The organism is Flavobacterium sp. 9AF (assembly GCF_902506265.1).
Taxonomy (GTDB): Bacteria; Bacteroidota; Bacteroidia; order Flavobacteriales; family Flavobacteriaceae; genus Flavobacterium.
The window spans coordinates 1-22,251 of record NZ_LR733571.1 but is presented as its reverse complement, the minus strand read 5'-3'; the positions used below and the strand labels follow the sequence as shown (position 1 = coordinate 22,251).

The window sequence follows — 22,251 nt, the reverse complement described above, 5'->3', positions numbered from 1 at the left end:
TTTGTTTAGGTTTTTTATAGTGTATAAAATTATGCTTTTTTTTGAAAAAAATATTATTTATTTAAAAATTAATTAATAATATAACAAATAAACTTGCCTATTTACAGAATAATCAACAAAACAACCAATTTATTAATTTATCTAAGCTCAATAAAATTATATAACATAAATTGTATATTTACAAAAATTCAATTTATATGGTCTTAAGTAGATTTTGGTTAGCCATCTTTGTTTCTTCAATCGCATTTATAATCATTGGTTTGTTTACCAATAATTATTACTCTATTGATTATGTATTAAATGGTAAACAAGGCGAACCTATTCTAATAGCTGAAAAATATTTAAACGATGTTCCTCTAGTAATTAAAGATTCGATTCTTCAATCTAAAGAAAATATTTTTACGGTTAAAACTGTCAAAACTGCCACTGATACGATATATGTTTACAACAAACAAACTGTAAAAATTTATAGCGGGGTGCAACAAGCCGACGGATTACTTCCCATGGCAAAAAGTAGTTTATTAGATTTAATTATTCCCTTAATTGCTTATTTAGCCTTTTTTTGTGGCATTATGGAATTGCTCATCATTTCTGGAGCTTCTGAAAAATTAGCTAAAAGACTAAGCCCCATGTTTGCAAAGGTATTCCCAACAATCCCAAAAAATCATGAATCCATATCCTATATGACCTTAAATTTTGCAGCCAATTTTTTAGGTTTGGATTCTGCTGCCACTCCATTTGGATTAAAAGCCATGCAAAGCTTACAAGAATTGAATGATGATAAAGATCGAGCAAGTGATGCCCAAATTATGTTCATGTGTTTGCATGCTGCAGGTCTAACTTTAATTCCAACTTCGATTATTGGTTATCGCGCTGCCGAAAATGCTGCCAATCCTGCCGATGTAATGTTACCGTGCATCATTACTTCTTTTGTTGGAACAATTGCAGCATTCTTGTTAGTAGGCATGAAACAGCGCATCAACTTTAAAAGTATCTCCCTTTTAGCTGTCTTAATGGGACTTATCGGTGCCATAATTGGTTTGTTATTTTATGTGAACACTTTAGATTTAATTGGCAAAAATTATTTTACAGCTAATTTATCTGGTGTATTGTTACTGGCTATTATTGGTTTTACCTTAATTTTCTCATTTGTAAATGAAAAAAAATTTACGGAGCTTAAAACCACCATGTTTGACACTTTTGTTGTAGGTGCCAATAACGGACTCAAAACAGGAGTTATGATTTTCCCGTATGTGATGGGAATGTTGGTTGCGATTTCCTTATTGCGCAACAGTGGATTGTTTGAAATTATAAGTCAGGGTATTTCTTTTATTTTTTCTCATTTAGGAGTAGCCAAAGAAATTACCGATTCACTACCTGTAGCTATTTTAAGACCTTTTAGTTCTGGAGGATCTAGAGGTTTTATGATTGATGCCATGCGTACTTTTGGCCCAGATTCTTTTGCCGGTCGTTTAAGTTGTATTTTTCAATGTAGTGCCGAAACTACTTTTTATGTAATCGCGGTTTATTTTGGTTCAGTAAGTATTAAAAATACGCGTTATACGTTAGGCATGATGCTTCTAGTAGATTTAATATGTGTGATTACAGGTGTATTAGTGGCCAGTTGGTTTTTTTAATTATATGAAAAACTATTTATTTTTCCTTTTATGTTTACTTCTTTTTTCTTGTGAAAAGAAAGAAGAAAATCCATTTATAGGCAATTGGTCTAATGTAGACTCTATAAATGATAATGAGGATAACTTTGGATTAAACATTCTAAATGACAGTATTTTAGAATATCAATTTGGATTTTATGAATATGTACCTACAAAAATGAAAACTCTTGGATTTTTACGAGACACATTGGACAGAGATATTGAAGCTTTACGTTTTTTAGGCACAAAAACAAAATATAAGGTTAATGATTCTGTTTTTTCTTTTTGGGATTTAACAGATTCTATTTGGAATACTTATCACATTAAAAAAATAAATCAAGACACGCTAAATCTTATCGACAAAAATAAAAAAGTATATAGTTTAGTAAAGAACAAAAACACCTATAACGATACAACTCAATACGATGCTATTGTCGTTGATAGAGCATTAGGGTTTGGATGTTGTGGAATAAATTCAACTTATATCAGTAGAGGTGGGAAAATGTATTTTAAAGGTTTAGGCAACAACACTAACGAAAAAGACTTCACTACTAAATTAGATAAAGCAGTAACAAATCAAATCTTTAAAAATTTTGATAAAATCAATATCTTTGAAATGAAAGATTCTTACGGAAGATCTGTTACCGATTCTCAAAATAATACGATAACCTTTATTAAAAATGGAAAAATAGTTAAATCCATTGAAGATTATGCCAGAAAAGCTCCAATAGATTTTTATTCAGCTTATAATGAGTTGAGCTATTTATTCCAAAAAGCAACACATTACGACACTGTAACTTTCATTTTTGACAACCGTGTTCATTTTCCTTCTTTGGAGAACAAAACATTCAAGCACCCACTTTATAATTCCGAATTATTTTTATTAGATTTAGAACTTAGAAAAGGTAAAATAACAACGACCTCCTTCGAACCAAAGTATACTTTAAATTTTTCATACTATAATCAAGGTTTTCTTTTTCATAAAATAGAAACTGATGGTCGTTATTATACTTTTTATTATAATGACAATACAACAAAAACAATTGATATTGGATACAACTTTATTGAAAACAATCCAATACTTACAAAACCAAGAAGGAATTAAATCTTTATTTTATGATTTAAACCATTGAATTTCTATAATTTCTTGAGTTTCCTTACATTTACGCCACTAAAAAAACACAAAAAAATGGATTTTATATACCAAGAACCTTTTCCTATCGAAAAGGACGACACCCAATACAAAAAAATAAGTTCTGATTATGTAAAAGTGGATAAAATAGGAGATAGAGAAATTCTAACCGTTGATCCAAAAGCGTTAGAATTGCTTTCTGAAGTAGCCATGAATGATGTTTCCTTTATGCTACGAACCAAGCATTTACAAAGTCTTCAGAATATTCTAAATGATCCTGAAGCGACCGATAACGATCGTTTTGTAGCTTATAATTTATTACAAAATGCTGCGGTTGCTGTAGAAGGCGAATTACCATCTTGTCAGGATACAGGAACGGCTATTGTTATGGCAAAAAAAGGGGAAAATGTTTACACGGGAGCCGATGATGCTGAGTGGCTTTCAAAAGGTATTTTCAATACGTATGAAAAAAAGAACCTCCGTTATTCTCAAATTGTGCCTATCAGCATGTTTGAAGAAAAAAATTCAGGTTCCAATTTACCTGCTCAGATTGATATTTATGCCAAAAAAGGAAATTCGTATGAATTTTTGTTTTTAGCCAAAGGTGGTGGTTCTGCTAACAAGACGTTTTTATATCAGCAAACCAAATCGCTTTTAAATGAAAAATCATTAGAAACATTTATTCGTACCAAAATAAAAGATTTAGGAACCTCAGCTTGTCCACCTTATCATTTAGCTTTAGTCATTGGTGGCACTTCAGCTGAAGCCAATTTAGCAACCGTAAAAAAAGCCTCTGCAGGTTATTTAGACCATTTACCTACATCAGGAAATATAGGTGGTCAAGCTTTTCGAGATTTAGAATGGGAAAAACGAGTACAGGAAATTTGTCAGGAAAGTGCTATTGGAGCGCAATTTGGAGGTAAATATTTTACCCATGATGTGCGTGTGATTCGTTTACCAAGACATGCTGCTTCTTGTCCAGTTGGTTTGGGAGTTTCTTGTTCAGCTGACCGAAACATCAAAGGTAAGATTACTAAAGATGGTATTTTCGTTGAACAATTAGAAACCAATCCAAAACAATTTTTACCAGAAGTAGCCCCTCATTTACAGCCTGCTATCGAAATTGACTTAGACAGACCGATGCAGGAAGTATTAGCTGAATTAACAAAGTACCCTATTAAATCCCGTTTGAAATTAAACGGAACGGTTATCGTTGCTCGTGATATTGCGCATGCAAAAATTAAAGAATTATTAGATGCTGGTAAACCAATGCCAGACTATTTCAAAAATCATCCTGTATATTATGCTGGTCCAGCAAAAACACCAGAAGGAATGCCTTCAGGTAGTTTTGGGCCTACAACAGCAGGAAGAATGGATGTTTATGTGGATGAATTTCAAGCTGCTGGAGGTAGTATGATTATGCTAGCCAAAGGAAATAGATCCAAACAAGTAACAGATGCTTGTGCCAAATATGGCGGTTTTTACTTAGGCTCTATTGGTGGTCCAGCTGCTATTTTAGCACAAGAAAATATTTTAAAAGTAGAAGTAGTTGATTTTCCAGAATTAGGCATGGAAGCCGTTCGAAAAATCACTGTTAAAGATTTTCCAGCATTTATTATTACCGATGACAAAGGCAATGATTTTTTTGCCAATCTATAATAACCAAAATACAATAAAATAAAAGAGGCTACAATTTATGTAGCCTCTTTCAATTTAAAATACCAACTAACTTTAATTATTATTCTTTAATAAATTTCTTAGTTATTTTCTCTTTATATGTGTTTAATTCTACAACATATAGCCCGTTATTTAAAGAACTTACATTAATTTGATCATTCTTTATCTGACCTTGTAATACTAACTGCCCTACTACATTATATATTTTGTAATCTTTCATTCCATCATTTGAAACAACATTTAAAATTGCTCCTTTAACAGGATTTGGATACATTACAAAATCTACTCCTTTACTTGTTTCAGTAATTGTTGAAACTTCCGTTATTAATCCTGTTGTACCCACACAGAAATTAGTAGATTCACTTGAACCAAACGAACCTCCACTTGCTAATGTTGTTCCGTTTGATGTAACACTATAACTTCCGTTTCCATAAGAACAACAAATACCATCCCCATAACTATCATTTATTTTAAATGTATAACAACCTGCTGTTAAACATTTAGTTACCGTTAATGATGAACCATCTGCTTGACTACCATAAGTTCCACCAGACTCAACTACTTGTCCACTAGAATTTAAAATCTGCCAACTTGTTTCTTCAGGATAATTATCAAATACAAAATTGATATTCACATTAGTACATGTAGGATTAGTAACTACTCCTGTAGATAAAGCTATGTCATCTACAGCAATATCACCTTGCCAGGTGGAACCCGTAGTACCTACAAATCTTAATTGTACTTTTGACCCAGCATAAGAAACTAAGCTAACTGATTCAGAAAACCAAGAATTACCCTGATTTCCAGATTTTGTCCAAAGATCAGTCCAAGAAGTACCATTTGTACTCGCTTGTAATGTTAATCCTCCCATACCAGTTGCTCCATACATATGATATTTAAAAGTAAACGTAGCAGAAGAAGCACTACTTAAGTCAAAACATGGTGAATTTAAAATGGTTTTCTTATTAGAATAGTTAGGACTAGAAGCCTCAACATACACATAATAAGTTCCTTGAGCAGCACTCGAAGGCCCTGTATTACTTGATGGAGTTCCATTAGCATCTACAATCCAATCAAAATCATCATTCGCATCTTGTGTCCAAGCACCTAGTGTATTCTCAAACCCTTCAGCATAAGGAAAAGAAGTAACAGTAGTAGTACAAGTAGTAGTTCCACCTCCACCTCCGCCTCCAGAGTAAGCAGATCCAATACCTACAGCATAAAAAGCATTGGTAGTAGCAATAACTTCAGCCGAACCAGCACCATATAAATCAGTTGCTGCTTGAATACCGTAAGTTCTAGCATTTGCATAAGTTGAATTTGCTGTTAAATACACACTTTCTAAACGAAATGCAATTTTCGCTGCTTTATCTATACCTATTCCTGTAACATTATATGTACTTCCAATATCATTAGTACCTGATTTACCCACTGTTAAAATATAGAACCAATGATTTAACACTCCACTATTTGTATGCACTCCTCCATTATCTGCTGAACCAGTGTACCAATAGGTTCCTTGATACGTATCTGGTTGCCCTTCACTTTTAGGATTACTCATAGATCGAAGAGAAGCATGACCAGAACGTCTTTCAATATCTTCACCAATTAACCAAGTACTCTTGTTAGGAGCGGCATAATATTCCACTGCAGCTCCCCATATATCTGAAAACCCTTCATTCATAGCTCCTGATTGTCCTTGATACGTTAAATTAGCTGTGTAGGTACAAACTGCGTGACCTATTTCATGTGCTGCAACATCTAAAGATGTTAAAATATCAAAGTAAGTACCACTTCCATCTCCATAAGTCATTCTAGAACCATCCCAAAATGCATTATCATAACTTGAACTATAATGTACATAACTGTTTATTGCTGCTCCAGAATTATTAAAACTATTTCTATTGTGTACAGCACTCCAATAATCATATGTTTTTTCTGCACCCCAATGTGCATCTAAAGCACCATTATCTTTATTTGTAGCATGTTCAGCAGTTGTCCAATTGTTATCGTTATCTGTAAAGTTTACAGCAGAATTATAATTGGTTCCCGTATTTAAATCATAGGTATTAATACCATTCCCTCTTGTATTGTCTTTTAATATATAACTTCCGCTACTTAATGTAGTTTCAATACTTTGGCTACCACTGTATCTTGTAGCAGCATTTCCAGCAACAAGAGTTTCAAAAGATTTAGCAATTTTTTCAGTATTTTTATTCTCAATACAATTATGCGTTTTAGTAAATAAATGTGCGGAACCATGACCAAAATTAGTCGCATGTTTAATGGTAGCATTACTATATAAAATTTTACCATTTCTTGCATCCACATAAACATCAGCTCTACTTACAGGATTAGTGGCATAGATGTCAAATTTATACGCCAATATTAATTGAGGTTCTTTTCCTTCAATGCCTACATTTCTTAAATCGGGTAACAAAACAAGTTCGCCTTGAGGTTTTGCATATCCAATTAAAGCAGCTTCTTGTTGATTCTCCCATAAAAAGCTAGTACTCGTTGTTGTTCTTTTTGCAAAATCCAATGCTTTTGATGCACTTATTGATGGAGTAATATTAATCGTATTAGGATTATATACTTCTCCATTCATTGAAATAATTCTACCGCCTTTAGAATTGATTGTATAAGTAGCATATTCAACCTTTACATTATTATAATACAATTGAAATTTTTCATGAAGAATTCCTAAATAATCCGTTTCTTCTTTCATTTTTTGAAAAGTAAATCCGCTTTTAAGCTTCAAATTTTCCTTTAAAATATTTTGAAAATTTGAAGAAGACAAATTTGAATTTTCATTAAAAATAATTAAACTAGGTTGTCCTTTTTCATCTAAAATCTTTTCTTTAACATTTTCTTCGACTTTCTGAGCGTGGGAAAGAAATGAAAACGAAGTAAGCATAGACAAAGCCAAAGCTTTTTGTAATTTGTTTTTCATAATTGTTTGTTTGTTAAAAATTAGTTAAAAAACAAATATATTATTTTTTTAACACAAATTATTACATTAAAAATATATTTTATGTTAAAAACAAAACAAAAAAACTTTTTTAAGCCAAAATATTGATTTATTTTAAATATTATTCAACAAACAACACTAATCCTTTTAAATAATGTCCTTCAGGATGGTAAATATTGGTTGGATGATCAGGCCCTTGTTCCAATTTATGCAAAACCCGTATATTTCTTCCTGTTTCAATGGCTGCAGCTGCTATAGTATTATAAAATAATACATCATCAATTACTTGTGAACATGAAAACGTAAATAAAATACCTTTGGGAGCTAATGCTTTTAAACCGGCAACATTTAAACGCTTATAGGCTTGTGTAGCTGTATGTTTACTCTTAATGCTTTTAGCAAATGCAGGCGGATCTAGAACAATTACATCATAAATCTGATGATTCTCTTTCATAAAATTAAAAACATCTTCCGCTACAGCTTTATGATTAGAGTTAGGATAATTTAATTCCATATTTTGAGAGGCTAAATCAACTGCTTTTTGGGAAATATCAACAGATGTTACTAGTTCAGCCCCTGCACTCATTGCGTAGATTGAAAAACCACCTGTATAACAAAATGTATTCAAGACTTTTTTTCCTTTAGAAAAAGTACTTAATAATTTTCGATTGTCGCGTTGATCTAGAAAAAAACCTGTTTTTTGTCCTTCAACCCAATTTACATGAAATTGAATATCATTTTCTTTGGCAACTGTACTTTCCTTAGATCCAAATAAAAAATAATCTGAACCTGTATTAGGCAAAGTACTAGAACTTTTACAATAAATAGTGGTACAGTTTTTTGAAAAAGTATTTAGAATCGCCTCGGCAATTTTTTCTATATGCAGAAATATTCCTGATGAATGAGCTTGAATTACCCAACAATTATTATAAAAATCAATAACTAAGCCAGGTATTCCATCACCTTCTCCATGTATAACCCTAAAAGCATTTGTATGACTCAAATCTAACAATTTAGTACGTAATTCCCATGCTGAGCGTAATTTTTCTGACCAAAATTTTTCTGAGAAATTTTCTTTACCAAATGTTAACAATCGTACAACAATACTTCCTCTATCGCTATAAAAACCTGTCCCTAGATGTTTTTGATTACTATCTACAACATCAATTAATTGACCATCTTTAAGTTCCTCCGTAACACCATACACAGCACCACTAAAAACCCACGGATGCCTTCTTAATATAGATTTTTCTTTACCTGCTTTTAAAATTACTTTTGGATTATTCATACTATATATTTTGGACAAAGATAAAACAAAAAAAGATCAACATAAGTTGACCTTTTCTCTCTATTTTTTGGATTTTTATTTTCAAACTAAACTAAGTTACCTATATTATTTTTTTATAAATTTTCTTTGTTTTTTGTTTTGCCCTTCTTTAATTGTAAATATATATATACCAGATGGTAAATCAGAAACATTGATTCTTTTTGCTATTTCTCCAGACATACATACTCTTCCACTTAAATCACATATTTCATAATAGACATTATCTAGGCTATTTACATAAGTATTTATGAAATTTTCAACAGGATTAGGATACAAATTAAACTCTTCACTTTCATTATGAGCCATTTTAAATGGCCCAAAATCATAAGCAACATTAACAGTATAATCCTCCATTTGTCCATAAAAAAACGCTGTTTCACAAGGTGTTAAAAACGTAGAATTGCTAAAATATTTCATATAAATTCGCATTCTAAGATTTCCAACTGTTGCATTCATTGGAATACTAATGGTTCCATTTACAGAAGAAGCATTTGTAGCTGGTATTGAACATACTAATTCTCCACTATCGTAAAAATCCCCATCATTATTATAATCAATCCAAACCGCATATGTTTTAAACAAATTATTATTAAGTGCCCATGGTGTTATAGTAATTGAATAACTATTCCCTCTAATTACATTAGCAGATATTGAAGTAAAATTTTCGTAAGCACTCGTACTTGTAGAAATATTATTAATCCCAGCAAAATAAACTTTTCTAATATTTTCTATATATTCTTCTCCTGGATTTTCAACCTGTGGAATACAGTAATTTGAATCTATACTCAAAGTAGTTAACGTTAGCTTTTTACTAAATGCTGAAACATTACCTGCAGCATCTTTTGCTTTAATTCTAAAAGTGTATGTAGTAAAGGGTTCTAAATTGTTCACTATAAATGTATTTGTATTTGATGTATCAATTAAATTTGAATCTTTATAAATTTCATAACCTGTTACACCTACATTATCTAAAGAGGATGTCCAATTTAAAGTTACTGATGACGAACCAATCACAGAAGCGTATAAATACAATGGAGTTGTTGGTGCTTTAGTATCTGGTAATGATATTCTCCAAACACCTCTACCATAAGTTGCTGCTATTAGATAATTATCATTATCATTTATCTCTAAATCAGTAACACTAACATTAGGTAACCCATTATCAAATTTTTGCCATTGTGATAATGTATCGTCTTTATAATACACTCCTAATGTAGTTCCTACATACATCATATTATTAGGCGAATTTTTATGCACAATACAATTCTTTGCAACACCTTGTAACCCATCGTTGATGGCTGTAAATGTAGCTGCTGAATCATTTGATTGATATACTAATCCATCAATTCCTATTGTAACCACATAAACAATATTGTTATTTACAGAATTAACTTTAATATCTTTAATTATTGTTGGAAAAGTATAAACAACTGTAAAATTTAAGCCTTTATCGGTGCTTTTAAACAATACATTTTCATTAGACAAATATATTATATTGTTATTTGTTGGATCTATTTCAATATTTTCAATATCCCCAGCACCTATTGTACCTACACTTTGTTGAACCCAACTATTTCCGTTTAATTTATACAATCTTTCATAACCTGAAAAAACTTCACCAACACTATTTATTTCTAATGGTGTTACCCAATTACCTCCCAAATCATCTTGAGTAATTTCTGCTCCTGGTGCCCCAATACTCTCTGTTAAATTATAACCTCCATCGTTTGTAATACTTAAAATACTACCAAATTGTGTAAATCCGTAAAATTTTAAACTATTATTTGGATCTATTGCAGTACTTGTTCCATCTCCTCCATGGTAGTTTTTCCAAGTTCCATTACTGTATGCAAATCCGCCTAAATCTTGAAATCCACCTGATATGAAATTAGACGATTGTTTTGATACCGCTATTTCATAGATTTGTCCAATTTGCAACCCTTTCGATTTATCTGTAAAAGAAATTCCATTATCTTGAGAAACATAAACACCTCCATCACTTCCACAAAATAATTTATTCCCATAGTATCTTAAAAAATGAATATCAGCATGAGTATAGGAAGGCTTATCGTATTCATACCAATTATTAACCTTTGAGAATGAAGTTCCTCCATCATTTGATTTCCATATATTTAAACAACCCGTAAAAATTAGATTCGCATCTGAAGGAGAAACTGCCAAAGCTAAATCATACCATGCCTGTCTTGAACCATCAAAAACATCTATTGTAGCAGCTGTTTTAGTAAAAACCGTACCGCTATCAGTAGATTTATATAACCCTTGAAAAGAACTTGTAGCATCATTTGCAGCACTTAAAACATATACATAACTTGAGTTTGCAGGAGTTACACCTATAACGAGCCTACTAGAAGTAGCAGGTAATCCTGAAGTAATATGAGTAAAGGTTGTTCCACTATCAACAGATTTGTAAAAATGAGTTGATGATACCGCGTAAATAGTATTCGGGTTGCTTGGTTTAAGTTTAATATCTTTTATATCACCTGATAAAACCAAACTCCAATGAACACCTCCATTAATGGTTTTAAACAAACCTATATTAGTGGCTGCCCAGATTGTATTTGAATCATTTGGATGCATTATAACTTCCGATATCAAAGTTGATGTATTTGTGAAAGACAAACCTGTATTGCTCCAACTTATACCGCCATCTGTCGATTTTAACACACCTATCGAATAGGTATTAGAAGCATCTTTATCTCCTGTTGCTATGTAAATTACATTAGAATCATTATGACTCACAGCGATACTCGAAACACCTATTTGAGGTAAATTATCAGATAGAGGAACCCAATCATTGCCTCCATTTAAAGATTTCCAAATCCCTCCAGCAGGAGTGCCTACATATATAATACTTGAATTATTGGGATCAACATAAACTACATTTACTCTTCCTTGACCTGGATTATAAGAACCCGTTACTAAATGTTCAGTAGGACCTATTGGCTCCCAAAAATTTACAGCTATTGATTTATTTGATTGCTTTTTTTTATTTTCCCAAATTGCCCATAATTCTGTAGGAGTTATTACGGTTCCATCTTGCTTTTCATTTGTTCTCCAAAAACTTTCCCATCTTTTAAAAGGCTTATAACCACTGCCTTTTACAGTCTTATCCTTGTTTTTCCAATATGCCTCAAATTGTGTCACAATTTCATTGATTGTTTTATTTTCTTTGGAATGTTTGTTTTCAGTTTCTTGTAAGTTGTTTCTCATCCAAGGGGCACTTTCATTAAACTGGGCATTAATCTTTAAACACATTAAAAGTAACATCATCTTTAACATGCTTAATTTGTTTGTTTTTAAATTGATTTTCATGATTTGTTATTTGTTTATTTATCAAAGTAAATTTCTAAAATTAAAAATTATCAAAATTTCTAAAATTAATTAGACTTGAAAAAATTAACAATATTATAACAACTATCACATACATCATTAAATGCATCATATAGATACAATAATGACTAAATCTAATCTAATCCATAAAAACAATTACTCTTTTCATTTAAAATTGTGTATAAAAAAAGGCAATAATAGTATTATTGCCTTTTCAATCTTAAAAATAAAATGTTTTAATTTATAATACCATTTCAGGAATATTTCCTTCAACAATTAAAGTTCCTTCTGTAGCTTTTTTTACATCTTCAACGGTTACTCCTGGTGCTGTTTCTAACAATTTAAAACCTTCTGGTGTTACTTCAAGAACAGCTAATTCGGTTACGATTTTTTTTACACAACCCACTCCTGTTAAAGGCAAGGTGCATCTTTTAAGCAATTTTGACTCACCTGCTTTATTCACATGCATCATGGCTACAATAATGTTTTCAGCAGAAGCTACTAAATCCATAGCCCCACCCATACCTTTAACCATTTTTCCTGGTATTTTCCAGTTTGCAATATCTCCATTCTCTGCTACTTCCATTGCACCTAAGATAGTTAAATCTACTTTTTGACTTCTTATCATACCAAAACTAAAAGCAGAATCAAAAAAACTTGCTCCGGGCAAAGTAGTTATGGTTTGTTTTCCTGCATTGATAATATCAGCATCTTCTTCTCCTTCAAAAGGAAATGGTCCCATTCCTAATACCCCATTTTCACTTTGAAATTCTACAGATATATCTTCTCTAACAAAGTTAGCTACCAAAGTAGGAATGCCAATACCTAAATTAACATAGTAACCATCTTTTACTTCTTTTGCAATTCGTTTTGCTATTTGATTTTTATCTAATGCCATTCTTTTAATAATTTGTCAATTAGTTAATATCTCGATGTGACAGTTTTTAATATCCCTTATAATTTGGTATATTTTATTTCATTGTCACATTGGCTAATTATTTTTGACGAACTGTTCTTTGTTCTATTCTTTTTTCAAATTTTAATCCTTGAAAAATACGATTTACCATAATTCCTGGAATATGTATTTCATTTGGGTCTAATGTTCCCGCAGGCACCAATTCTTCTACCTCTGCAATGGTTATTTTTGCAGCTCCAGCCATAACTGCATTAAAATTTCTAGCCGTACCTTTAAAAATTAAGTTACCCGCTTCATCCCCTTTCCAAGCTTTTACAATAGAAAAATCTGCCTTAAATGCTAATTCCATAACGTGCATTTTTCCATTAAATTCCCTAGTTTCTTTACCATCAGCCACTTCAGTTCCAAATCCTGCTGGAGTAAAAAAGGCAGGGATTCCAGCTTGAGCCGCTCTACATTTCTCGGCTAAAGTTCCTTGTGGTGTTAATTCAACTTCTAATTCACCTGACAACATTTGTCTTTCAAATTCTGCATTTTCACCAACATAAGAAGAAATCATTTTTTTTATTTGTCGGTTTTGTAAAAGCAATCCCAAACCAAAATCATCCACACCTGCATTATTTGAAATACAAGTAAGATTGGTTATTTTTTTATTTACTAGTTCGGCAATACTATTTTCTGGAATACCACAAAGACCAAAACCTCCTAACATAATTGTCATTCCGCTTTCAATTCCTTGCAATGCTTCGTTTACATTATTTACAGTTCTTTTAATCATTTTTATTATATACTTTTATATCAAAGACCTTCAAATTCATTCATATCTGGTGCGTCTACATCTGTTGAATCTGTAGTAGTTGCAGCTGCAGTATAACAATCTACTTTTATAGAAATTTTTTCAGGTCTTTCAAAGGCCTGTTTAGAGATATTTAATTCTTTGTCTTTATAACACTTATCCATAAATAACCCCCAAATTGGCAATGCCATACAAGCCCCTTGCCCGTAAAGTGTTCTCCTAAAATGAGCTGATCTATCTTCGTTACCTACCCAAATTCCAGCAGATAAATTAGGAACCATTCCTATAAACCATCCATCTGAATTATTTTGTGTTGTACCTGTTTTTCCTGCAATAGGATTAGTAAATCTATAGTTATAATTTGTTAATCCATTAACAGACCCTCCTCGTAATCTTGCTCCAGTACCAGATTCTGTAACTCCTTCCATTAGTTTTATAATAGCATAGGCTACATCTCTATTCATAACATCTTTTGATTGTGGAACAATTTGATCCAGTACTACCCCATTCTTATCTTCAATTCTAGTAATGAATGTAGGTGCTATATAAACACCTTGATTAGTAAAGGTACTAAAAGCTCCAACCATTTCTTTTACAGTAATATCAACCGCTCCTAGTGCAATAGCTGGTCTTTCAGGAATCTCAGTTGTTACCCCTAAATCTTGAGCCATATTTACTACTGCTTTAGGACCTACTCTATCCATTAGTTTAGCGGATACAGGATTTAAAGAATTTGCCAAGGCTCTTTTAAGCGTTACCATTCCTTTAAAACTTCCCCCATCATTCGTAGGTGACCATGCTTCAGTAATACCCCATTTCCCTTTTGGCATGGTAAAAGGTCCGTCAATAATAGAATCGCAAGGAGACATACCTAATTGTTCAATAGCTGTAGAATAAACAAATGGTTTAAAAGTAGATCCTACTTGTCTTGCCCCTTGCCCTACGTGGTCGTATTGAAAATACTTATAATTAATTCCTCCCACCCAAGCTTTCACATGTCCTGTTTGTGGCTCCATAGCCATCATACCTGTTTGCAAAAAGTGCTTGTAATATCTAATTGAATCTCTTGGAGTCATTATCGTGTCTTTTTCTCCTTTCCAAGAAAAGATTTTCATTTTTGTCTTTACTTCAAATGACTTTAAGATTTCATCCTCTGACTTACCATCTTCTTTCATAATCCTCCATCTTTCAGAATTTTTCATAGCACTCTTAATAATCTTCTCCGTTTCCTCTTCTGTAATTCTTATAAATGGAGCATTTTTTTCATTCTTCGCCAATTCAAAAAATTTAGCTTGTAAAATGGTTAAATGTTCTTGTACTGCTTCTTCTGCATACTTTTGCATGCGAGAATCGATAGTAGTATATATTTTTAAACCATCTCTATATATATCATATTCCGTTCCGTCTTCTTTTTTATGATTTTTTACCCAATCTTTCATGTACACCTTCAAATATTCCCTGAAATATGTAGCAATACCTTGATTGTGGTCTTCAGGTCTGAAATCTAATACAATTGGTTTATCTTGTAATTCAATCTTTTTGGCTTCTTTCAAAAAACCACTTCGCACCATTTGTCCTAAAACCACATTCCTTCTCTTTTTTGACCTTTCTTCAAATCGTTTTGGATTAAATCGAGAAGGATTTGTCAACATCCCTACAATTACAGCTGCTTCTTCTGTACTTAATTTTTTTGGTTCTTTGTTAAAATAAATTTTAGAGGCCGAACGTATTCCAATAGCTCCATTTACAAAATCTACTTGATTAAGATACATCGCTATAATTTCATTTTTTGTGTATTGACGTTCTAAACGAGTGGCAATAATCCATTCTTTTATTTTTTGAATAATTCTTAAAATAATATTTTTAGAACCATCACTTCCATGAAATAAGTTCTTAGCTAACTGTTGGCTAATTGTACTTGCTCCACCATCTCTTCCTAAGCTTAGAACTGCACGTAAAGTACCTCTTGCATCAATTCCAGAATGCTCATAAAAACGTTCGTCTTCTGTAGCTACCAATGCATTTACTAAATCTTTAGGTAATTCTTCATATGTAACTGGAACTCTATTTTGAGCATAAAACTTACCCAAAACTTCTCCGTCTGAAGACATAATTTCGGTAGCAATATTGGAATCTGGATTTTCCAATGTTTCAAAGGTAGGCATAGCTCCAAAAAAGCCCCAAGAAGCAAAAAGGAATAATAAAATAATAAATCCTAAACCAAGTAAAAAAGTTTTCCAAAAATTCTTTATATACTTAGAAAATTCGTTGTTTTCAATCTTCTTTTTAGCCATATTTATTTTGTTTTTTCTATTCTAAAACCAATATCTGTAACTCCTTTTAATTCATCAACACCTGTAACGCTACCTGTTTCTCTTAATGCTTGTTGTATTTGAATGGTATATTTCCCTTTTTGTTTGAATACAAAATTTTCTTGATACCACAATTTACTTTCTTTTATATCTGAGAAACCTTCACCCATGAGAGATCCATCTGGATTAGCCATGGCATATTCTAAAGTATCCATTTTAACTAAACTATCTGGTTGTTGAAGAGCAACAGTTACAAATAAATTATTAAATGGATAATCTTTATTATTTCTGATATTCAAAAATAGATTATAAGGATTTATGGTATCATTTTGTTCAAAAGTAAATTGAACAACATTGTCCTTTTCCCATTTACCGTTCAACGATTTATATTCATCAAATACTCTTTTATCATCACATGAAAAAAAAGATAGTATAGTCACACAAACTATAAGTATTTTACTCCTTTTTAGGACCATTTTTAAAATTTGTTGATTTACGACGTTTTTTATTTTTATTGTTTTTCTTTTTAGGCTTTTGGTCAAAACGAGTCAAACTATCTTGTCCTACTACATTTTGAAAGTTCTTTTCAGCTTCTTTTGTCGCTTCTACCACAAAATCTTCAATAGCTGTAATTTTTATCTTTTGTTTATTTTTTGACAAAATATCCTTCACATCTGCTACAGATAAAACATGCCAATGAGCTGGCTGACTTTCGTAAGAAAACCACATCAATTCTTTAAAAATATCCACTTTTTGACAGTGTGCATTTCCCTTCTCAGTGTACAATTTGGTATCCAAATCAGGAAAATCTTTTAATGCATCTAAATAAGTGTCTAATTCATAATTTAAACAACATTTTAGTTTACCACACTGTCCGGCTAATTTTTGCGGATTTAAAGAAAGTTGCTGATAGCGTGCTGCTGAAGTATTTACACTTCTAAAATCGGTTAGCCAAGTAGAACAACACAATTCTCTTCCACAAGAACCTATTCCTCCTAAACGAGAAGCTTCTTGACGAAAACCTACTTGTTTCATCTCGATACGAATACTAAATTCTCTTGCAAAATCTTTAATTAATTGACGAAAATCGACTCTATCACTTGCTGTGTAGTAAAATGTAGCTTTGGAACCATCTCCTTGAAATTCAACATCCGAAATTTTCATTTCTAGATTAAGAGAAATTGCTATTTCTCTAGCTCTCATCCTTACGTTTTCTTCTTTGTTTCTGGCTTCACTCCAAATATCTATATCCTTTTGAGATGCTTTTCTATATATTTTGGGTAGTTCATCATTAACGGATACATTCTTCTTTTTCATTTGAATTTTTACTAATTCTCCAGACAAAGAAACCACACCTACATCATGTCCTGGTGACGCTTCAGTCGCTACAATATCTCCCATGGCTAAAGTTAATTTCTCAGGATTTCTGAAAAATTCTTTTCTACCATTTTTAAAACGAATCTCTACACAATCAAAGGGTTCTTGACCTTGTGGTAAGGTCATATTTGATAACCAATCAAAAACTGTTAATTTATTGCAGCTTCCAGTGCCACATGATCCTTTATTGCCACATCCCTTAGGAACTCCATCTGTTGTTCCGGTTGAACAGTTATTACATGCCATAATTTGAATATATATTGATTGTGCCTATTTGCACTACTTGTCTAAAATGTATTTTGTGTGTAAAGATAATACAAATTTACTTACCGTTTGAAAATGAAAATTATCAATAAAACAAAAACCTATTTACATTTTAACGCAAATAGGTTTTTTATAGTGTATTCTCTTTTGATTTTATACTTCTTTTATTGAAATTATTTTAACAGGACAAGCTTTAACCGCTAATTCCCCATTTTCTACAAGTGTATGATCTGGTGACTTTAAGGTATGAAATCCTTTCGCATTTGTTGCTTTTAGCAAAACCGTTTTCCCATCTTTTTTAGACATTTGAAATAAATTAGGTGCCATTTCTACACAATAATTACAACCTATACATTTGTCTCTTTGTAATGTAATTACAACCATTAATTTGCTACAATTTTATATAATTTATCTGAAAGTCGAATTCGAAAAGGAATCTTTAAAGTACAGCTGTCTCCTTTAGTTGCTTTTTCAGCATTTCTGTCGTTTACATACATTTCTTCTAAAATTAATTCTTGTGCTCCAGTACTTGGCCCAGTGATTAAAAGTTTATCTCCTTTTTTAATATCATAAGCTTCTATTTTAAACTCTGCTATGCTGGTTTTAGGGAAATAATGCATTCCTTTTCCTACATATACCTTTTTCTGCGTAGCATTGGAACCTGGATTATCAGACCATTCTCCTAATTTTTGCCCTAGATAATACCCGCTCCAAAAACCCCTATTGTAAACAGTAGCTAAAGTTTCCATCCAGGTATTTATTTTTTCATTAGAAAAATTGCCTTCATAATAAGCATCTATAGCTTCTCTATAGGTTTTAATTACTGTGGCAACATAATCTGCTGCTCTTCCTCTTCCTTCTATTTTTAATACCTTTATACCTGAATCTATTACTTGATCTAAAAAATCTAGTGTACATAAATCCTTTGGAGACATCATATATTCGTTATCAAGTTCAATTTCAAAACCCGATTCTTGATCAATAACAGTATATTTTTTTCTACAATTTTGTTTACAAGCACCTCTATTTGCAGATGAATTGTGGGAATGTAAACTCAAATAACATTTCCCTGATACTGCCATACATAAAGCGCCATGACCAAAAATCTCAATCTCTACTAAGTTCCCACTAGGTCCTTTAATTTGCTCTTTCTCAATTTCATCTGTTATTTTTTTTACTTGACGCAAACTCAATTCTCTAGACAAAACAATAGTATCTGCAAAAAGGGCATAAAATTTTACTGTTTCTATATTCGTTACATTCAGTTGTGTTGAAATATGCACTTCCATCCCTATCGTTTTCGCTGCCATAATAACAGCTTGATCTGAAGCTATCACTGCAGTTATCCCTGCTTCTTTAGCTGTGGCTAAAAGCATTTTCACCACAGATAAGTCATGATCATAAATTATTGTATTGAGCGTAAGATATGTTCTAACGTTTTTTTCTTGACATCGACGTGCAATTTCAGGTAAGTCGTCTAAAACAAAATTTACAGTTGCTCTTGCTCTCATATTTAATTGCTCAACCCCAAAGTAAACGGAATCACAACCATTATCAAGTGCTGCTTGTAACGATTCAAAATTTCCAGCAGGAGCCATTAATTCGATTCTACCCGTAGTAGTCATTATTTTACTATTTTAAATAATTTATCAGATAGACGGATTCGAAAAGGAACTTGAAAAGTAATTTTATCTCCTGGTTTTGCTTGTGCTACTTCTTTCCCATTTACAAGCATTTTTTCTAAGATTAATTCTTCTTTACCTGTAGTGGGTCCTGTTATAACAATGGTATCTCCAATATTGATTTCTTGGTTTTCAACAACAAACAATCCCACTTGAGCTTTTACAAAATAGTGTTCGGCTTTTCCAACCAACACTTTTTTATCTTTAGTCTTTGCATTTATTTTTTGACGAATGTCTTTCGTTTTAGAAATAATATCTAAAGGTTCATCTGTTAAAACCCCTGAATTTTTAAATTTCAATTTTTCAGACTTTCCTTTTCTAAAGATTTTATTTCCTACTTGTTTCCCTTTTCTTAATTGGATTTGTTCTGCTAAAGGAAGATGCGTGATTTCTAAACATTCTGTAGAACAACAATTCTCCATCACTGCTTTACAATCGTCACATTGGATAAACAATAAATGACAACCATCATTAATACAGTTTGTGTGATTATCACATGGTTTCCCGCATTGATGGCATTGTGAAATAATATCATCAGTAATTCGTTCGCCCAAACGATTATCAAAAACGAAGTTTTTACCTATAAATTTACTTTCTAAACCTTCTTCTTTGATTTGCTTGGCATAATTGATAATTCCACCTTCTAATTGGTACACATTTTTAAAGCCCTGATGTTTATAATAAGCAGATGCTTTTTCACAACGAATACCTCCTGTACAATACATGACAAGGTTTTTAGTCTCTTTAAAATCTTTTAATTGCTCATTAATAATAGGCAAACTCTCTCTAAAAGTCTCAACATCTGGAGTAATAGCTCCTTTAAAATGACCTACTTCACTTTCGTAATGATTTCTAAAATCGACCACAATTGTATTTGGGTCTTCCAAAATTTTATTAAATTCTTTTGCTTTTAGATGAATCCCTTTTTTGGTAACATCAAAAGTAGCATCATTCAATCCATCTGCTACAATTTTATGACGTACTTTTATAGTTAGTTTCAAGAATGAATGATCGTCTTGTTCTACCGCTACATTCAAGCGAATTCCTTTCATAAAATCATAAACTTCAAGCGTTTCTCTAAATGCTTCAAAATTATCTGCTGATACACTCATTTGCGCATTAATACCTTCTTGAGCAACGTAGATTCGTCCAAGTGCATCTAATTTATTCCAAGCTAAAAATAAGTCGTTACGAAATTGTTGCGGATTTTCAATTTTGGCATACGCATAAAAAGACAACGTTAAACGTTGTTTGCCTGCTTGATCGATAAGCTCGGCTCTTTCTTCTGCGCTTAAGGTGTTATACAGTTGCATGCTATAAACTATTAAGTGAGAAATTATTTTACAAAACCCTAAATGGAAGGATTTAGAGTGCAAAGATAAAATTTTATTTTAAAGTTATAAATACATAAATAAAAAACCACGCATCCTAGACATGACCTAAATAACAATACATGGTTACGCTTACAAGAATGATTTATCCTTTTTATTTATCGCTTAAAGTTGGGAGATTTTGTGTAGCTGGAAATACTTTTTAAATGATGTGAAAATAAAAAAATCGCTTCTATTATAACAGCCAACTATCAAGAAGAAAATCCAAATAACATGGAATTAGCCATTGAAGAATTTTACAGGTATGAAGGCAGAGTTTATGATCGAATTATGGGTAATTTCAATTTTATTCAATTACAAGATAAGAGTTATAGAAAATAACTCAACTCCAGAAATAAATGCGTAATACACATTGCAACTGTATGTAACTTCTAGAAAAACAAATGGTTTTGCGTTGCAATCGTTTTAAATTGGTTCGCATAGACAAATTATTTCTTTCAATTTGATTCGTACCAAAACGTGTTACTCTATGTATTACTTTATTTATTAAAGATTTATAATGTAATAACCCATCAGTGTAAATGGCTTTTGGTGTTGAAAGTAATAATGAATAAGTTACATATTGAATGGTTCTTTTGGTTCTTCTTCCTAAACTAAAACTCACCACTCATTTTGTTTTCCTTTCTATAGCATATACAATCCATATAGGTTTGTCTTTTCGTTTTAAATAGCAACGCATTTCATCTACTTCATAAACTTTATTACTGTAAAAAATAGGGTTAGGAATCTTTTTAGCAATAGTAATTATTCTTTTTAAAATAGTAGTAGTTGCAATTTGCAACACTCTTGCAATACTTCTTATTCCCAAACCTTCTTTTATAAATTGGATAATTTTAGCATTTGTATTTCTTTTACAAGCCTTATAACTATAATAATCAATACATCTTTTGTGGCAACTTTTACAATAAAACTGTTGCTTCTTGTTTTTAGTAAAGCCATTTTTAATTAAATTTTTAGTAATACAATAAGGACAAATACCCGTATCACTAATTCTAATACACAAGTTTGTCTTTTTTTATCATTTTTTTCGTTTTAAGGCTTTATATAGCAGAAAAAGGGACGCACTAATGCGTCCCTTTTATATGGTTTTATTGTTTTAAAGTTTGTTTTTCAACGTGTTAGAAACTACAAAAATAGATGTCACTAACTTTGAAACATTACCACTTTGCGCAACTGGTCTAGTTTTTTTCTAAAGAATCTTTATTATTAATTTCAAGTTGAGAAAAATAATAAATATCATATAATATTCCACTATACAGAATAGTTTTGTCTTTGTTAAAAAACGCACTAATTAGTATATAAGAATTATTTAAAGTTAATAAATCTTCGAATTTCCCTTCACAATTCTCAAAATAATCGTATTTTATAAACAAAGAATTTTTATAAATACCATATAAAGC

The 22,251-nt window shown here is 31.5% G+C and carries 17 protein-coding genes; 3 read left to right on the top strand and 14 right to left on the bottom strand.

Going from position 1 to position 22,251, the window contains the following annotated elements:
- The first annotated feature begins 197 nt into the window (after window positions 1–197).
- From HALO113_RS15080 to HALO113_RS15070, 3 genes are all read left to right on the top strand, one after another.
- Window positions 198–1,637, top strand: a complete 1,440-nt coding sequence (locus HALO113_RS15080; protein ID WP_159779917.1) for a nucleoside recognition domain-containing protein — start codon at window positions 198–200, stop codon at window positions 1,635–1,637.
- 4 nt (window positions 1,638–1,641) lie between these two features.
- Window positions 1,642–2,760, top strand: a complete 1,119-nt coding sequence (locus tag HALO113_RS15075) for a DUF6438 domain-containing protein (RefSeq protein ID WP_159779916.1) — start codon at window positions 1,642–1,644, stop codon at window positions 2,758–2,760.
- A gap of 84 nt (window positions 2,761–2,844) precedes the next feature.
- Window positions 2,845–4,446, top strand: a complete 1,602-nt coding sequence (locus tag HALO113_RS15070; RefSeq protein WP_159779915.1) for a fumarate hydratase — start codon at window positions 2,845–2,847, stop codon at window positions 4,444–4,446.
- Between the two features lie 79 nt (window positions 4,447–4,525).
- Here the strand turns inward: HALO113_RS15070 and HALO113_RS15065 are convergent, their stop codons facing one another.
- From HALO113_RS15065 to HALO113_RS15000, 14 genes are all read right to left on the bottom strand, one after another.
- On the bottom strand, window positions 4,526–7,417 hold the full coding sequence (locus HALO113_RS15065; protein ID WP_159779914.1) for a M4 family metallopeptidase: 2,892 nt from the start codon (window positions 7,415–7,417) through the stop codon (window positions 4,526–4,528).
- A 139-nt stretch (window positions 7,418–7,556) separates the two neighbouring features.
- Window positions 7,557–8,723, bottom strand: a complete 1,167-nt coding sequence (locus HALO113_RS15060; RefSeq protein WP_159779913.1) for a class I SAM-dependent rRNA methyltransferase — start codon at window positions 8,721–8,723, stop codon at window positions 7,557–7,559.
- Window positions 8,724–8,828: 105 nt separating this feature from the next.
- Window positions 8,829–12,095: a GEVED domain-containing protein gene (locus tag HALO113_RS15055; RefSeq protein ID WP_159779912.1), complete on the bottom strand. Its 3,267-nt coding sequence runs from the start codon at window positions 12,093–12,095 to the stop codon at window positions 8,829–8,831.
- A 259-nt stretch (window positions 12,096–12,354) separates the two neighbouring features.
- A complete protein-coding gene (locus HALO113_RS15050) occupies window positions 12,355–13,011 on the bottom strand; it encodes a CoA transferase subunit B (RefSeq protein ID WP_159779911.1) in 657 nt (218 codons plus the stop codon).
- A 97-nt stretch (window positions 13,012–13,108) separates the two neighbouring features.
- A complete protein-coding gene (locus HALO113_RS15045) occupies window positions 13,109–13,807 on the bottom strand; it encodes a CoA transferase subunit A (protein WP_159779910.1) in 699 nt (232 codons plus the stop codon).
- Window positions 13,808–13,827: 20 nt separating this feature from the next.
- Window positions 13,828–16,119 (bottom strand): penicillin-binding protein 1A, encoded by a 2,292-nt coding sequence (locus HALO113_RS15040; RefSeq protein WP_159779909.1) that lies wholly within the window; start codon window positions 16,117–16,119, stop codon window positions 13,828–13,830.
- Window positions 16,120–16,121: 2 nt separating this feature from the next.
- Window positions 16,122–16,613 (bottom strand): gliding motility lipoprotein GldH, encoded by a 492-nt coding sequence (locus tag HALO113_RS15035; RefSeq protein WP_159779908.1) that lies wholly within the window; start codon window positions 16,611–16,613, stop codon window positions 16,122–16,124.
- Entirely contained in the window at window positions 16,594–17,760 is a 1,167-nt protein-coding gene (locus HALO113_RS15030; protein ID WP_159779907.1) for a regulatory iron-sulfur-containing complex subunit RicT, read from the bottom strand. Before HALO113_RS15030 ends, HALO113_RS15035 begins: the two co-directional genes overlap by 20 nt.
- A 171-nt stretch (window positions 17,761–17,931) precedes the next feature.
- On the bottom strand, window positions 17,932–18,162 hold the full coding sequence (locus tag HALO113_RS15025) for a ferredoxin (RefSeq protein ID WP_159779906.1): 231 nt from the start codon (window positions 18,160–18,162) through the stop codon (window positions 17,932–17,934).
- Window positions 18,162–19,403 carry a peptidase U32 family protein gene (locus HALO113_RS15020; RefSeq protein WP_159779905.1) on the bottom strand — a complete coding sequence of 414 codons (1,242 nt, stop codon included), beginning with the start codon at window positions 19,401–19,403 and terminating at the stop codon, window positions 18,162–18,164. The genes HALO113_RS15025 and HALO113_RS15020 overlap by 1 nt, the downstream gene beginning before the upstream one ends.
- The gene (locus tag HALO113_RS15015; protein ID WP_159779904.1) at window positions 19,403–20,773 is read right to left on the bottom strand and encodes a rhodanese-related sulfurtransferase; all 1,371 of its coding nucleotides are present in this window, start codon (window positions 20,771–20,773) and stop codon (window positions 19,403–19,405) included. The genes HALO113_RS15020 and HALO113_RS15015 overlap by 1 nt, the downstream gene beginning before the upstream one ends.
- 400 nt (window positions 20,774–21,173) lie before the next feature.
- Window positions 21,174–21,455, bottom strand: coding sequence for an IS1 family transposase (locus HALO113_RS15010; RefSeq protein ID WP_370519392.1), 282 nt, complete (start codon window positions 21,453–21,455; stop codon window positions 21,174–21,176).
- A gap of 3 nt (window positions 21,456–21,458) precedes the next feature.
- A complete protein-coding gene (locus HALO113_RS15005) occupies window positions 21,459–21,854 on the bottom strand; it encodes a hypothetical protein (protein WP_370519391.1) in 396 nt (131 codons plus the stop codon).
- A 175-nt stretch (window positions 21,855–22,029) separates the two neighbouring features.
- Window positions 22,030–22,251, bottom strand: a 222-nt coding sequence (locus HALO113_RS15000) for a hypothetical protein (RefSeq protein WP_236554742.1), incomplete at its 5' end; no start/stop codon positions are given.

Coding starts and splice junctions, on each gene's coding strand:
- HALO113_RS15080 (WP_159779917.1), top strand. CDS start 198: ATGGTCTTAAGTAGATTTTGGTTAGCCATCTTTGTTTCTTCAATCGCA.
- HALO113_RS15075 (WP_159779916.1), top strand. CDS start 1,642: ATGAAAAACTATTTATTTTTCCTTTTATGTTTACTTCTTTTTTCTTGT.
- HALO113_RS15070 (WP_159779915.1), top strand. CDS start 2,845: ATGGATTTTATATACCAAGAACCTTTTCCTATCGAAAAGGACGACACC.
- HALO113_RS15065 (WP_159779914.1), bottom strand. CDS start 7,417: ATGAAAAACAAATTACAAAAAGCTTTGGCTTTGTCTATGCTTACTTCG.
- HALO113_RS15060 (WP_159779913.1), bottom strand. CDS start 8,723: ATGAATAATCCAAAAGTAATTTTAAAAGCAGGTAAAGAAAAATCTATA.
- HALO113_RS15055 (WP_159779912.1), bottom strand. CDS start 12,095: ATGAAAATCAATTTAAAAACAAACAAATTAAGCATGTTAAAGATGATG.
- HALO113_RS15050 (WP_159779911.1), bottom strand. CDS start 13,011: ATGGCATTAGATAAAAATCAAATAGCAAAACGAATTGCAAAAGAAGTA.
- HALO113_RS15045 (WP_159779910.1), bottom strand. CDS start 13,807: ATGATTAAAAGAACTGTAAATAATGTAAACGAAGCATTGCAAGGAATT.
- HALO113_RS15040 (WP_159779909.1), bottom strand. CDS start 16,119: ATGGCTAAAAAGAAGATTGAAAACAACGAATTTTCTAAGTATATAAAG.
- HALO113_RS15035 (WP_159779908.1), bottom strand. CDS start 16,613: ATGGTCCTAAAAAGGAGTAAAATACTTATAGTTTGTGTGACTATACTA.
- HALO113_RS15030 (WP_159779907.1), bottom strand. CDS start 17,760: ATGGCATGTAATAACTGTTCAACCGGAACAACAGATGGAGTTCCTAAG.
- HALO113_RS15025 (WP_159779906.1), bottom strand. CDS start 18,162: ATGGTTGTAATTACATTACAAAGAGACAAATGTATAGGTTGTAATTAT.
- HALO113_RS15020 (WP_159779905.1), bottom strand. CDS start 19,403: ATGACTACTACGGGTAGAATCGAATTAATGGCTCCTGCTGGAAATTTT.
- HALO113_RS15015 (WP_159779904.1), bottom strand. CDS start 20,773: ATGCAACTGTATAACACCTTAAGCGCAGAAGAAAGAGCCGAGCTTATC.